Origin of the sequence: Pantoea dispersa (assembly GCF_014155765.1) — a bacterium.
Taxonomy (GTDB): Bacteria; Pseudomonadota; Gammaproteobacteria; order Enterobacterales; family Enterobacteriaceae; genus Pantoea; species Pantoea dispersa.
Window position 1 is genome coordinate 585,872 of the sequence record NZ_SCKT01000003.1, and the last position, 12,860, is coordinate 598,731.

Genomic DNA, 12,860 nt, shown 5'->3' on the forward strand with positions numbered 1-12,860 from the left:
GTTATTGTGGCAACCACGCCGTGGCTTCAACTTCAATTAGTACGTCCGGGCTCGGCAGCATTTCACTGACCTGCACCACGGTTGACACAGGCGGTTCGTCCGGGAAGAACTGCTTGCGCACCCGGCTGTAGTGCGGGAAATGGTCCAGATTGCGAAAGTACTGCACCAGTTTGAAAACATCACTCATCTGCCCACCGGCGCTTTCAAGGGTGGTGCGGATGCTCTCCAGCACATACCAGCTTTGTGCCAGGATTGGACCTTCTTTGAAATCGGTAGAGAATTCACCACTGCGTCCCAGCAGCCGTTGCGCTGCTTCGGGGATATCGCTGTAACCGCGCACGATCGTCGCGGTTTGCGGATTCACCGGAATAATGCCGGAGAGAAAAATAAAGTCGCCGACGCGTCGCCACGCCGCATATTTGGCCAGCGGTTTACCCGCGCCATCATCAAGCGTCATCTGTTTCGTCTCCATAACGCACACCCTGTTTGAGCCGATAGCGCTGGCGCTGGCGCAGCGGCCAGCTTGCCGCATCGGCAGACGGAAAAATCACCACATCGTTGTGATAAAGCGCATCGGGCTGGCAGATGAGCTGAGAGGCTTCATCAAAGGCAGAACCCAGCTGCAGGCTCAATACGCCGCTGAACAGGGTATCGAGCGGGTCATAACTGCCGAGGGGGCAGAAAGCGTCCTGCACGTTATCAGCGCCCAGCAGCAGTGAAAGCCCCCGCGCCTGCGCTTCTTTCACCAGCGTCAATCCGCGCTGACGCGGTGTGCGATCAGGCACCGCGTCCTGCAGCAGCAGGTTGGTCAGGGGCAGGGCGATCAGCGTCACGCGGTGCAGGGCCAGCCGGTCAAGAATTTGCAGGGCATCTTCCTGTTGCGACAGCGCGCAGCTGTGGCTGCAGGTAATCTGGCCACTGAACGGATGTTGTTGCAGGTAGTTCGCCAGCCAGCGCATGCCCTGCGCATCGGCATTCAACTCTTCATCTATGTGCAGGTCGATATCGAGCTGCCACTGTTCGGCCGCGTGCAGCAGATTGGCGAAGGCGACTGCATCCCAGTTGCTGCTGTGGATGAAACCGCCGAGAAGCGCGCCCGGACCGCTGACGGCCACCTGGGCGGCAATATGCTGCGCATCATCCTGGCGGGCAAAAAAGCTCAGCGGGGCGAGCGCCACGCGTTCAATACGGCACAGCGGATGCTGTAACTCACCGATCACCTGCCACGCCAGCGGCGCTTCAGGGCTGAACCAGTCGACGTGGGTGCGCAATACACCTACGCCACTCCCCACCGCCCAGCGCAACGCCTGCTCAGCGCGCTGCTGCAAATCCTCACGGCTCCAGTGCACGCGATCCTGATGCATCGCGGAAATCGCAGCCAGTAAACCGGGCTGGCGTGCCGGGCTACGCTCAAAGGTGAACGTTTTATCCAGATGCGCATGCGGTTCGATCAGTGCGGGAAGCACCAGCGCGCCATTGAGCGGCAGATAATCGGCACATGCTCCTTCACAGGGCGCGAATTTCAGCCCGTCAGGGTGAAAATGTAACGTCGCCAGCTGCGGCTGATGGCCCTGCATCGGCCAGTTGTCTGGCAGCAGCCAGCGGGGTAAGCGTGCGCCGGTCGCGCCCGGATAGATTTTCATAAATCCAGCACCAGCAGCGGAGATCGCGCACGTGAGCAGCACAGCACGATGCAGTCATTCGCGGCACGCTCTTTCTGGCTTAACACCTCGTCACGGTGGTCGGGTTCACCCGCTAACACCCCGGTAATGCAGGCACCGCACATGCCCTGTTCGCAGGAGAGTTCGATGTCGATGCCTGCCGCTGCCAGCACCCCGGCAATGCTTTGCGTCTTCCCGACGTGAAAACGCGCGCCGGAAGAAGCAATCTCCACCTCGAAGCTGTCGCCTGCAGGGGGGATTGCCGCATCAGCATGGAAACGTTCGCTGTGCCATTGTTCTGGCTGCCAGCCCTGTTCCAGCGCCCGCTGCTGCAGATGTTGCATAAAGCCAGCCGGGCCGCAGGCTACCAGCGCGCTATTGGCTGATGTTTCCAGATCGTCAGGTATACGGGTGCGCAGGCTGTCACCTTCGCTGCTGTAGTGAATAACGACACGATCACCGAGTTGCGCCAGACGCGGTGCAAACGCCAGTTCATCATGACGTTTGAGGTAGAGATGCAGCGTAAACGCCGCCTGCCGCGCGGCCAGGGCTTCCGCCATCACCAGCAGCGGCGTGAGGCCAATACCGGCCGCAAAGAGTAAGGTGCGCGGTGCATCCGGCAGGGGAAAATGGTTGCGCGGTGCCGACAGGGTTAAGGTATCGCCGACATTCAGCTGTTGATGCAACCAGCGGGAACCGCCCGTCGAGGCGGGATCAAGACGCACGCAGATTTCATAGCCAGCCGCACTGGCTGGCGAACACAGGGAGTACTGGCGCACCCCGCCGGCTGGCAGATGGACATCAATGTGCGCGCCCGGTGTAAAGGCCGGGAGCGGTTGGCCGCTGGCACTTTCCAGCGTCAGTAACAGATTGCCAGCACCGTTGGACTGCTTTGCGATGACGGTGGCGGCCAGGTGTGATGATTTCATAATCAGCCTGTCTTTACAGGGCTGTCATCAGCGTTAATGCCGCGCATGCCCTTGTCTTTATCATGGAGGCGATTATTATTTTGCCGTTGTGTAAGCGTCCATCTGTTTAATTCGCATGATGCGTTGCAAAAAAGAGAGCACCCACTATGTTTGCCTTCTCCCGTTTTCTGATTTATTTCACCGAAGTGGCCCGTCAGGGTTCGCTCCGTAAGGCTTCCGAGGTGTTACACGTCTCAGCCTCTTCAATTGACCGGCAGATTTTACGTGTGGAAGAACAGCTGGATATGCCGTTGTTTGAACGTCATCCATCAGGTTTATGTATGACGGCAGCGGGGGAGATCCTGTTTAATGCGGCTAAAAACTGGCAACGTGATTTTGGCCGGGTTTGTACGCAATTAGAGGATCTGCGTGGTTTGCGACATGGCCATGTGCATATCGCCACCATTGATGCCATAAATCGTGGCTTCTTCTCATCCATCCTGCAGCGCATACGTGAAGATTATCCCGGCATTTCGTTTACCCTCACTACCATGAGTAACATCCATATCGCCAATGCGCTGACCGCCGGCGATGCGGATTTTGGCATCATGCTAAATCCGCAAAGCTCGCGTGAACTGCTGGTGAAATCCTTCGCCGATCTTCGTCTGGGAATTGTGGTAAGCCGTCACCATCCGCTGGCAGCGCTGGAATCTATTCGCTTCAGCCATTGCGAGCCGTGGCCGTTTATTGTGCCCGCTGCGCCGTTAATGCTGGCCGATCCACTGGACGCGCTGGTAAACAGTTCCGGCATACGCCTGAAGGAAGTGGGACGCACCAATAACATTCATATGCTGCGATCGTTAGTGCGTGATGATGTCGGGATCAGCCTGATGTGCTGGCTGGATATCGTGGACGAATATCGTCGCGGTGAACTGAAATTCATTCCGTTGATCGACACGGTATTAAAACCCTTTACCCTGTCGCTGTGTGTGGCACCCCAACGCCAGTTATCCGTCGCCGCGTCAATGATGCTGGGTCAACTGGAGTTATTTTTTGCCATGATTGAGAGCGAGGAAGCGCAGGCCGGCAAGGAAGAAAAGCACCGCGTATAAAAGCCTGGGTGGCCTGACTGGCCCGCAGCACAAGATATGTCAACCCACTAACGGCCCAGCAGCCTCCTGCTATACAGGTATCACGATGGTAAAGATTGAACATGCAGACCCGCGCTCGGCGGAATCACAGTTGCTGATTGAAAAACTCTCCGCCGAGCTTGCGGCTATTACTGGCGATGGCGGGAACAGCCGCGCCAGCGTGGACACCCTCCAGGGTGAAGGCGCATTGTGGGTGATCGCCAGAGATGCGCAGGGCAGTGCCGTCGGCTGCGGCGCATTACGGCCTTTGGCACCCGGGATCGCCGAACTGAAAAGAATGTTCTCCGACCGCAGTTTACCGGGCATCGGACGCGCTTTGCTGGCGTTTCTGGAAACCGCGGCAAAAACTCTGGGATATCGTGAACTGTGGCTGGAAACGCGGCATGTTAATCAGCGTGCCGTGGATTTTTATCTGAAGCAGGGTTACCGGCAAATTGAAAATTACGGGCCTTACCGCGGCCGGGAAGAGGCCATTTGCCTGGGTAAGACACTTTAACTGCGCGATTAGCTGCCATCAGTCTGGCGGGTTTTTCTTGAAGGCGCGTATCTCCCTTCATCTTCCCGCCGACCACCGACAAACAAAAAGCCCGCTCAGGTTTCCCTGAGCGGGATTCTTTAAATCTGGCCGGATATTAAAATTGATATTTAACGCCGCCTTCGCGGGTACGCCAAATCATCATAAGAATATTTTTGTCGATACAATTTTTTGGCGGTTTCATATCAGAGAAGCAAAGCCTGTCTTCGTTACCTTGCGCTTGATAGCCTTTTCCCAATGCATAGATAGCAATCAGGAACGGCGTGTTCTTTCCAGATGGAATATTATATTTATCCAGTATTTTTTCACGATTATTTGTCCACCACTCAATTTTTCTGGATTCAGCGGAAGGTAAATTATTAACAATAATCTGTGCAGTGTTGCCATCATAATGAGCATCAATAACAGAAACTTTATCATTTCCGAAAAAAAGATAAATGAGGCTGCATAAAGCTATCACCAGGGCTGGAATAACTAACTTACGCATCATCGCTTTCCCTCGATATCGACCACCGCTTCCATGTTAGTGAGAAATGGACGGAAGCCGAATCTGTCAAAATGTTGCAAGACAAACCAGATTTTGAAAAACTGGAACTGGCTGAATTTTTGCTTACCTATATCACGGGCGTCAAGCCCAAAATGATCCTGCCCGGAAAATTTGATACTCGCATGCCATCCAGCGTTGTTAACATTAAGACGGATAATTTCTATTTTCGTTGCATGGACATCATGCACAGTAATCCCCATGCCATTGATTTTATCAAGTAGCATCGAGTCAAATTTCGGTAGAATTGACAATTTAATGGCTGAAGTTAATTGCTCTAATTTTTCCTGAGGAAATCCCATGCTGTTATAGTCAATAAATAACCCAATGGTCTCACGCATGATCGACGTTGTTTTTCTGGCATCATAATCAGAATGTAACTTATCACGGTACGCTAAATTGAGTTGAGCGTTATAGAATGCTGAACCGCGTGAAAGCTGAAAATGCCTCAGCATTTGATTGATAAGATATCTGTGCGGACCGATGAAAGAGTAAGGCAGAGAGGTTACCTGCATCTCTTCAAACAGCAGTTGCGCACATTGTTCAACGCTGAGTTTGCCACCACGGTGTATGCCATTGTATGCCCCTGCGAACCTCGATTGCGGAGTATCAAAGGCAGTCAATCGGGTCAGGGTGTAAGGATCCACCACGTTTGATATGTTGACCAGTCCAAACTCTCTTTTCAGCCTCTCTTCCGGGATATCCCCATAACGCATGTCGTCAGAAGAGTAATCATTAAAACGCCGCTGGGTGGTGAAAACCGTTGCTGGAAATACAGCATCACTCATAGAAAGTGCTCCCTTGCTGGTGTTTGTCCCTGTTGAAACACACATGAATGCGCAGATTTGCCCATGCTGCGGGTTTTACCGCCTCACTGCCTGGTGCCAGAACAAAAAATGGTCATTAAATTCCGTAAGCGGCACAGAGTTTTTGCGGAGCATCCCCGGGGAGCACATGCCTGCGACTGAGGACAGGGCGAATACAGCGCTGGTCAGCCAGCAAGCCATGGCAGGATGGTGGTGTGGAGAAGGGGGGGGACGCAGAAGACAAAAAGCCCGCTCAGGTTTCCCTAAGCGGGCTTCTTTAAATCTGGCTCCTCTGACTGGACTCGAACCAGTGACATACGGATTAACAGTCCGCCGTTCTACCGACTGAACTACAGAGGAATCGTTGGAACGAGGCGAATATTAGCGATGCCGATCCCCGTTGTCAAAGCCCGATCGCACACTTCTGGTTTAAGTGCGCGTAAAAGCAGCGGATTGCTGCTTTTCTGCCTTGAATGGGCAGATTTCAAACTGCCAGCAAGATCTCACTTTAAAGGCATTTCCTTTGAGATGTTAGATGCGGGTCAAAGTTTTGTTATTTGCCGATTTTAAAACAATCGTTTCAGTGCTTTTATGATGAAAATTTCAAAAGAAGATATGATGAAACAAATGAACTGCTTATCATCACGCCCGAAACGAGTTTTGTCCGCTCAACGCTTCTTGCGAAAGTAACATATTGATAAGGAAGATGTTGAAAAAAGGAGCAGCACGGTACCGATAGCGTCAGACCAGAAGCCTTACCTCTACGAACAGAAAAAAAACGCCAGCGACGTTGAGTGAATGTAAAAGATATTTTTCATTCGCGGACTCAGCCAACCTGAGCACGTTAACAAATAAGAAGGGTTACCTATGAAATTCAAAAAAGCGTTAGTGACTTCCCTGTTAGCTTGCATGTTACCTGCCGCTGTGATGGCAAAAGATATCCAGGTGGGCGTTTCTATGGCGCTGTTTGATGACAACTTCCTCACCATCCTGCGCACAGCCATGCAAAAAGAGATGCAAAAAGACAACGTGAAAGGCCAGGTGGAAGATGCCAAAGGCGACGTCTCTCAGCAGCTGCAGCAGGTACAAAACTTCATCGGCCAGGGCGTCGACGCCATCGTCGTTAACCCGGTCGATACTAACGCGGTGAAGCCGATCATGGATGCCGCGACCAAAGCCGGTATTCCACTGGTATTCGTCAACCGCAAACCGGCGGGTCAGCTGACCGACAAGATGGCGTACGTCGGCTCCGACTCTGAACTGGCGGGCCGTCTGCAGATGGAAGCACTGGCCAAAGCGATGAACGGCAAAGGCAACGTGGCGATCCTGATGGGCGACCTGGCGAACGAATCAACCCGTGACCGTACTAAAGGCGTCGAAGCGGTGGTCGCCAAATATCCGGGCATTAAGGTGGTACAGAAGCAAACCGCCAAGTTTACGCGTAACGATGCGGTAGACGTGGTGAGCAACTGGATGACCGCCGGTGACGATATCCAGGCCATTGCCTCAAACAACGATGAAATGGCGATTGGTGCGCTGCAGGCGCTGGGTAAAAACCCGAACCACATCCTGATTGCCGGCGTGGACGGTACGCCTGATGCGCTGCAAATGCTGAAGAATGGCAAAATGGTTGCCACCGTATTCCAGGATGCGAAAGGTCAGGGCGAAGGTGCCGTACAGACTGCGGTGAAACTGGCGAACGGCGAAAAAGTGGAAAAAATCATCAACATCCCTTACCAGCTGATCACCAAAGACAACATGGCGCAGTTCGAAAACCGTAACCAGAAATAATCGCTCCCCCTTAAGCCGTACGGAGGTGATGTATGACCGCTTTTGCGCTTGAAGCCGAAGGCATCAGCAAGTTCTTCCCCGGAGTGAAGGCACTCGACAATGTCTCACTGCGTATTAAGCCGGGGTCGGTACATGCCCTGATGGGTGAAAATGGCGCGGGCAAATCCACTTTAATGAAATGCCTTATCGGGATGTATCGTCCCGATAAGGGCACCATCCGCATTAAAGGGGAGCCAGTGCAGTTTCAGGACACCATGGACGCGCTGCGTTCCGGCATTTCCATGATTCACCAGGAGCTGAATCTGGTGCCTTACATGACCGTGGCGGAGAATATCTGGCTCGGTCGTGAACCGATGAAATACGGCTTTGTCGATCACGGCAAGCTCAATCAGCAGACGCAGGAACTGCTTAACAAACTTAATATCCGTCTGAAAGCCGATCGGCTGGTCGGCGAGCTCAGCATTGCGTCCCAGCAGATGGTGGAAATTGCCAAAGCGGTGTCGTGGAACTCCGACATCGTGATTATGGATGAACCGACCTCGGCGCTGACGGAAACCGAAGTGGCGCATCTGTTCACCATCATCCGCGACCTGCGTGCCCAGGGCAAAGCCATCATCTATATCAGCCATAAAATGGATGAAATTTTCGCCATCACCGATGAGATCAGCATCTTCCGCGACGGCACCTGGGTCGGCAGCAACAGCACCACCGCCTTTACCCGTCAGTCGCTGATCACCCAGATGGTGGGACGCGAACTGACGCAGCTGTTCCCTAAATTCAACAGTGCCATCGGCGAAGAAGTGCTGACGGTGCGCAATCTGACCTGCAAAGATCGCTTTACCGATGTCAGCTTCAGCGTGCGCAAAGGCGAGATCCTCGGCGTGGCCGGGCTGGTGGGTGCCGGACGCAGCGAGGTGATGGAGAGCCTGTTCGGCATGGAAAGCTTCGACAGCGGTGAAGTGCTGATTGATGGTGTGCCGGTGAAAATCGATTCGCCGTCAACGGCGATTGAGAAGGGCATGGCGTTCCTCACCGAAGATCGCAAAAAGTCCGGGCTGTTTCTGGTGTTGTCGGTGCTGGAGAACATGAGCATCGTCAATATGCCCGATTACATCGGCAAAAGCGGTTTCGTTAGCCACATGAAGATGGCGCAGGACTGTATGGAGCAGATCCGCAAACTCAATATTAAAACGCCGACCATGGATCAGATCATCAATAACCTCAGCGGCGGTAACCAGCAGAAGGTGCTGATTGCGCGCTGGCTGCTGGCGCAACCGAAGATTCTGATCCTCGATGAACCAACCCGCGGCATTGATGTTGGCGCCAAAGCCGAAATCTACCGCCTGATCAGTGAACTGGCTAACCGTGGCGTGGCCATCATCATGGTGTCCTCTGAGCTGCCGGAGATTCTCGGCATGAGCGACCGGGTGATGGTGATGCACGGCGGACGTATAACCGGCATCCTCGATAAAGAAGAGGCCGACCAGGAAACCATTTTGTCGTTGGCATCCGAGTGAGGCACGAGACCCCTATGAGTAACGTAAAAGTAACGGCCCCGCAGGCCACCGAACAGAGCTCCTTCTTCGGCAATCTGCGCCATAAACTGCCGAAAGACACCGGCATCTTTGTCGTGATGTTAGGCATTGCGCTGATTTTTGAAATAGCCGGCTGGTACGTGCGTGACCAGTCATTTCTGCTCAACACCAACCGTTTAGTGCTGATTGTGTTGCAGGTGGCGATCATCGGTATCATCGCCGTCGGCGTCACTCAGGTGATTATTACTACCGGTATCGACCTGTCGTCCGGTTCGGTTATCGCCCTGACGGCGGTGGTTGCCGCCAGCCTGGCGCAGACGTCTGACAGCCTGTCGCCGATGTATCCGTCGCTGGTCAATCTGCCCGCCGCCATCCCAATCGTCGCCGGCATCGGCGTCGGCCTGCTGTGCGGCGTGGTCAACGGCGTGCTCATCACCAAAACCGGTATTCCGCCGTTTATCGCCACGCTCGGTATGATGGTGTCGGCGCGCGGTCTGGCTCAGTATTACACCCAGGGCAACCCGATCAGCTTCCTGTCGGACGGTTTCACCTCCATCGGTCAGGGCGCGATGCCGGTGATTATCTTCCTGGTGGTCGCCTTCCTGTTCCACATCGCACTCAAACACACCCGCTACGGCAAATATGTCTATGCGATTGGCGGCAACATGACCTCCGCCAAAGTGTCGGGCATCAACGTTAATAAATACCTGATCATCGTGTATACCATCGCCGGGGCGCTCTCGGGTCTGGCGGGAGTGGTGCTGGCGGCGCGCGTCAGCAGCGGCCAGTCGAGCATGGGCATGGCGTATGAACTCGACGCCATCGCCGCCGCAGTTATCGGTGGCAGCAGCCTGATGGGCGGCGTCGGGCGGATTACCGGCACGCTGATCGGCGCAGTGATCCTCGGCTTAATTAAAAGTGGCTTTACCTTTGTTGGCGTCGATGCTTACGTGCAGGACATCATCAAAGGGATGATCATTGTCGCGGCGGTTTCAATCGATATGCACCGCAACCGCAAAAAACGCTAACCCGTTCTGCTCCTCTCTTCCGGGAGAGGAGCAGGGTAAAGGCGGTAATTGCACGCTGCCGGACTGCCGGCATCGTCAGACACAATAAGTTTTCCCACTGATAGCCACCGCGCAATTTCTCTTTATTCTCCTTTCTGCCCCCGCAATCCGTGCATTTTCTGCCCGTTTTGCACCACAGCAGCACGCGCAGTCATCACTTTTTTGCACATCTGCCTCGCAAATGCTGCACCATCAGGGTGCGCCATCGCCAGCGGATAAACGTTATGGGTCATGTGCGGCACTTATTAACCCATTTGGGGTAATCAGAAACGCTTATTTTCCCGTTCGTTAGGAAAATTCTGGTCAGTGCCCGCCGGGTAAAGATCAAACCTGGCCTGCATATTGCAATTTCCTTGTCACAAGCCAGCAGGCTGAGAACTCATCATTTGGGCATTCGGGGATCCGTGACGGAGGCAATATGAACTTAAGACGACTGAAATACTTTGTAAAAATCGTCGATATCGGCAGCCTGACGCAGGCAGCAGAAGTCCTGCATATCGCACAACCTGCACTCAGCCAACAGGTGGCGACGCTGGAGAACGAACTCGACCAGCAGTTGCTGATCCGCACCAAGCGCGGCGTAACGCCAACCGAAGCCGGTAAAATTCTTTATGCTCACGCACGCACCATCCTGCGCCAGTGCGAACAGGCCCAGACAGCAGTGATCAACGCTGGCCAGGCGCTCAATGGTCAGGTATCGATTGGCCTCGCGCCGGGCACGGCAGCCTCTTCGCTCACCATGCCGCTGCTGCAAACGGTACGCGAGCAGTATCCTGACGTGCTGGTGTATCTGCACGAGAACAGCGGCACTTCGCTCAATGAGAAAGTGATGAATGGCCAGTTGGATATGGCCGTGCTGTACGATCGCGCGCCGACTGCCGGTATCAACAGCATTCCGCTGATGAAAGAGGAGCTGTATCTGGTAGGGGCGACGGCCTGTCCGGGTGCTACGGTGGATCTGGCTGACGTGGCGCAGATGAACCTGTTCCTGCCGCGTGACTACAGCGCAGTGCGCAAACGCGTGGACGAAGCGTTCTCGCTGCGTCGTCTGAGCGCGAAAATCATCGGTGAAATTGAGTCGATCTCAACCTTAACCGCGGCGGTGTCGAGCGGCATGGGCGTTACCGTACTGCCAGAATCGGCGGCACGCGCACTGGTGAGTTCAACGCATGCGTGGATGGCACGCATTAACAGTCCGTCGCTGAATCTGCCGCTGTCGCTGAACGTCTCAGCGCGCCTGCCGCTGTCGCCATCGGCGCAGGCGGTCAAAAATATTCTGCTGTCGCTGCTGAATAAGCCGATGGTGGAGGAGCGCGAACTGATGTTAGTGGGGTGATAGAGAGGTTTTTTCCCTCACCCTAACCCTCTCCCGCCTGCGGGAGAGGGAACCGTCTGGCGCGGCCATCTATCCCGGCACGCCATCTCAATCTCGCGCGATCCGCTCTCTCCTCATGGGTGAGGGCGGCAAATCGCAGCACATTTACCCACACCTGCGCGCGATCCACTCCCTCTCCCTATGGGAGAGGGCCGGGGTGAGGGCAGCAAATCGCTTCACATTTATCCGCACCTGCGCGCGATCCACTCCCTCTCCCCATGGGAGAGGGCCGGGGTGAGGGCAGCAAATCGCATCACATTTATCCGCTCCTGCGCGCGATCCACTCCTTCTCCCTATGGGAGAGGGCCGGGGTGAGGGCGGCAAATCGCACCCATCCCCAACCTCACGCTTATTACTATTCCGCATAACACACCGTTTTTTATTATTTGTTGCAATCACACCAACTTCATAACATGGACGAAACAGGGGCAGGAAACAGGAGAAAAGGGTGTGAATTTCCAGCAACTTAAAATTATACGCGAAGCGGCCCGTTGCGAATTCAACCTGACAGAAGTCGCCAATACGTTGTTTACCTCACAATCGGGGGTGAGCCGGCATATTCGCGATCTGGAAGATGAACTGGGCGTGGAAATCTTCATTCGTCGTGGCAAGCGGCTGTTAGGCATGACCGAACCGGGCAAAGCGCTGCTGACCATTGCTGAACGCATCCTTGATGAGGCCGGCAAAGTGCGCCGGCTGGCGGATGTGTTTACCAATGAGACCAGCGGCGTGCTGACCATCGCCACCACGCACACCCAGGCGCGCTATAGCCTGCCGCGCGTCATCAAAGCGTTTCGCCAGCTCTATCCCAACGTGCGGCTGGAACTCAATCAGGGTTCACCGCAGGAAATAGTCGCCATGCTGCTGGCCGGTGAGGCCGATGTCGGCATCGCCTCGGAGCAACTGGTAAATAACACCAGCCTGGCGGCATTCCCGTGGTTCAGCTGGCACCACTCGCTGCTGGTGCCGCACGATCACGAGCTGCTGGCGAATCAGCCGGTCACGCTCGCCAGCCTCAGCCGCCATCCGCTGATCACCTATCGTCAGGGGATCACCGGTCGCTCGCGCGTGGACCGTGCATTCCAGGCTGCTGGCCTTCGCCCGGATATCGTGCTCAGCGCGCAGGATTCTGACGTGGTGAAAACCTATGTCGAACTCGGGCTGGGCGTCGGTATCCTCGCCGATCAGGCATGCGATATTTACGATGGCGAAGACCTGGTGAAGATCGATGCTCACCATCTGTTTGATGCCAACACCGTGTGGCTCGGACTGAAGCGCGGCCAGCTCCAGCGCAACTACGTCTGGCAGTTCCTTGAACTGTGTAACGCTAACCTGTCACTGGAAGAGATCAAACGGCAGGCGCTCTCTTACGAAACCGACGACGAACCCGCCATCGATTTCCAAATCTGAGTTTCCTCTCTGGCCCGGTGCGGGCCTTTTTTATTTGCTTCCGCAAACGGACGTGGCAAGCTGGCGGGCAGAACGCC

13 protein-coding genes and 1 tRNA gene are annotated in these 12,860 nt (G+C 54.8%); 7 read left to right on the plus strand and 7 right to left on the minus strand.

Annotation, left to right across the window (positions count from 1 at the left end; translation table 11 throughout):
• Position 1: 1 nt before the first annotated feature.
• Genes H7K56_RS12715 through H7K56_RS12725 form a run of 3 tightly spaced genes read right to left on the minus strand, consistent with a single transcriptional unit; the run spans position 2 to position 2,590 of the window.
• Entirely contained in the window at positions 2-457 is a 456-nt protein-coding gene (locus tag H7K56_RS12715; protein ID WP_150360850.1) for a RidA family protein, read from the minus strand.
• A complete protein-coding gene (locus H7K56_RS12720; RefSeq protein WP_150360833.1) occupies positions 447-1,643 on the minus strand; it encodes an amidohydrolase family protein in 1,197 nt (398 codons plus the stop codon). Before H7K56_RS12720 ends, H7K56_RS12715 begins: the two co-directional genes overlap by 11 nt.
• Positions 1,640-2,590, minus strand: a complete 951-nt coding sequence (locus H7K56_RS12725) for a PDR/VanB family oxidoreductase (RefSeq protein ID WP_170264754.1) — start codon at positions 2,588-2,590, stop codon at positions 1,640-1,642. The genes H7K56_RS12720 and H7K56_RS12725 overlap by 4 nt, the downstream gene beginning before the upstream one ends.
• Positions 2,591-2,736: 146 nt before the next feature.
• Here H7K56_RS12725 and H7K56_RS12730 point away from each other — a divergent pair, with 146 nt between their 5' ends.
• Both H7K56_RS12730 and H7K56_RS12735 read left to right on the plus strand, forming a co-directional pair.
• Positions 2,737-3,681 carry a LysR family transcriptional regulator gene (locus tag H7K56_RS12730; protein WP_021509781.1) on the plus strand — a complete coding sequence of 315 codons (945 nt, stop codon included), beginning with the start codon at positions 2,737-2,739 and terminating at the stop codon, positions 3,679-3,681.
• A gap of 85 nt (positions 3,682-3,766) precedes the next feature.
• Complete coding sequence (locus H7K56_RS12735) at positions 3,767-4,216, plus strand: GNAT family N-acetyltransferase (RefSeq protein ID WP_150360835.1); 450 nt, start codon at positions 3,767-3,769, stop codon at positions 4,214-4,216.
• A gap of 136 nt (positions 4,217-4,352) precedes the next feature.
• Here the strand turns inward: H7K56_RS12735 and H7K56_RS12740 are convergent, their stop codons facing one another.
• The 3 genes from H7K56_RS12740 to H7K56_RS12750 form a co-directional block, all read right to left on the minus strand.
• A complete protein-coding gene (locus H7K56_RS12740; RefSeq protein WP_249042721.1) occupies positions 4,353-4,745 on the minus strand; it encodes a DUF943 family protein in 393 nt (130 codons plus the stop codon).
• Entirely contained in the window at positions 4,742-5,587 is an 846-nt protein-coding gene (locus tag H7K56_RS12745; RefSeq protein ID WP_150360836.1) for a DUF3289 family protein, read from the minus strand. The genes H7K56_RS12740 and H7K56_RS12745 overlap by 4 nt, the downstream gene beginning before the upstream one ends.
• 302 nt (positions 5,588-5,889) lie before the next feature.
• A tRNA-Asn gene (locus H7K56_RS12750) sits at positions 5,890-5,965 on the minus strand.
• Positions 5,966-6,472: 507 nt separating this feature from the next.
• Here H7K56_RS12750 and H7K56_RS12755 point away from each other — a divergent pair.
• From H7K56_RS12755 to H7K56_RS12765, 3 genes are read left to right on the plus strand one after another with little or no spacing between them, the layout of a single operon-like run.
• Positions 6,473-7,396, plus strand: coding sequence for a sugar ABC transporter substrate-binding protein (locus H7K56_RS12755; RefSeq protein WP_058757339.1), 924 nt, complete (start codon positions 6,473-6,475; stop codon positions 7,394-7,396).
• A 32-nt stretch (positions 7,397-7,428) separates the two neighbouring features.
• The gene (locus H7K56_RS12760) at positions 7,429-8,913 is read left to right on the plus strand and encodes a sugar ABC transporter ATP-binding protein (protein ID WP_021509786.1); all 1,485 of its coding nucleotides are present in this window, start codon (positions 7,429-7,431) and stop codon (positions 8,911-8,913) included.
• A gap of 14 nt (positions 8,914-8,927) precedes the next feature.
• On the plus strand, positions 8,928-9,959 hold the full coding sequence (locus tag H7K56_RS12765) for an ABC transporter permease (protein WP_058777949.1): 1,032 nt from the start codon (positions 8,928-8,930) through the stop codon (positions 9,957-9,959).
• Positions 9,960-10,081: 122 nt separating this feature from the next.
• Here the strand turns inward: H7K56_RS12765 and H7K56_RS12770 are convergent, their stop codons facing one another.
• On the minus strand, positions 10,082-10,231 hold the full coding sequence (locus tag H7K56_RS12770; RefSeq protein WP_165899376.1) for a hypothetical protein: 150 nt from the start codon (positions 10,229-10,231) through the stop codon (positions 10,082-10,084).
• Positions 10,232-10,416: 185 nt separating this feature from the next.
• On the opposite strand from H7K56_RS12770, the gene nac reads away from it, so the two are divergent.
• Together nac and cbl are read left to right on the plus strand one after the other, a co-directional pair.
• A complete protein-coding gene (gene nac, locus H7K56_RS12775) occupies positions 10,417-11,334 on the plus strand; it encodes a nitrogen assimilation transcriptional regulator NAC (RefSeq protein WP_058757341.1) in 918 nt (305 codons plus the stop codon).
• A gap of 489 nt (positions 11,335-11,823) precedes the next feature.
• On the plus strand, positions 11,824-12,783 hold the full coding sequence (cbl, locus tag H7K56_RS12780; RefSeq protein ID WP_021509789.1) for an HTH-type transcriptional regulator Cbl: 960 nt from the start codon (positions 11,824-11,826) through the stop codon (positions 12,781-12,783).
• Positions 12,784-12,860: the final 77 nt, after the last annotated feature.

What these genes read in the sequence shown, in the direction of transcription:
- H7K56_RS12715 (WP_150360850.1), bottom strand. Translation starts at nt 457, where the DNA reads ATGACGCTTGATGATGGCGCGGGTAAACCGCTGGCCAAATATGCGGCG.
- H7K56_RS12720 (WP_150360833.1), bottom strand. Translation starts at nt 1,643, where the DNA reads ATGAAAATCTATCCGGGCGCGACCGGCGCACGCTTACCCCGCTGGCTG.
- H7K56_RS12725 (WP_170264754.1), bottom strand. Translation starts at nt 2,590, where the DNA reads ATGAAATCATCACACCTGGCCGCCACCGTCATCGCAAAGCAGTCCAAC.
- H7K56_RS12730 (WP_021509781.1), top strand. Translation starts at nt 2,737, where the DNA reads ATGTTTGCCTTCTCCCGTTTTCTGATTTATTTCACCGAAGTGGCCCGT.
- H7K56_RS12735 (WP_150360835.1), top strand. Translation starts at nt 3,767, where the DNA reads ATGGTAAAGATTGAACATGCAGACCCGCGCTCGGCGGAATCACAGTTG.
- H7K56_RS12740 (WP_249042721.1), bottom strand. Translation starts at nt 4,745, where the DNA reads ATGATGCGTAAGTTAGTTATTCCAGCCCTGGTGATAGCTTTATGCAGC.
- H7K56_RS12745 (WP_150360836.1), bottom strand. Translation starts at nt 5,587, where the DNA reads ATGAGTGATGCTGTATTTCCAGCAACGGTTTTCACCACCCAGCGGCGT.
- H7K56_RS12755 (WP_058757339.1), top strand. Translation starts at nt 6,473, where the DNA reads ATGAAATTCAAAAAAGCGTTAGTGACTTCCCTGTTAGCTTGCATGTTA.
- H7K56_RS12760 (WP_021509786.1), top strand. Translation starts at nt 7,429, where the DNA reads ATGACCGCTTTTGCGCTTGAAGCCGAAGGCATCAGCAAGTTCTTCCCC.
- H7K56_RS12765 (WP_058777949.1), top strand. Translation starts at nt 8,928, where the DNA reads ATGAGTAACGTAAAAGTAACGGCCCCGCAGGCCACCGAACAGAGCTCC.
- H7K56_RS12770 (WP_165899376.1), bottom strand. Translation starts at nt 10,231, where the DNA reads ATGACCCATAACGTTTATCCGCTGGCGATGGCGCACCCTGATGGTGCA.
- nac (WP_058757341.1), top strand. Translation starts at nt 10,417, where the DNA reads ATGAACTTAAGACGACTGAAATACTTTGTAAAAATCGTCGATATCGGC.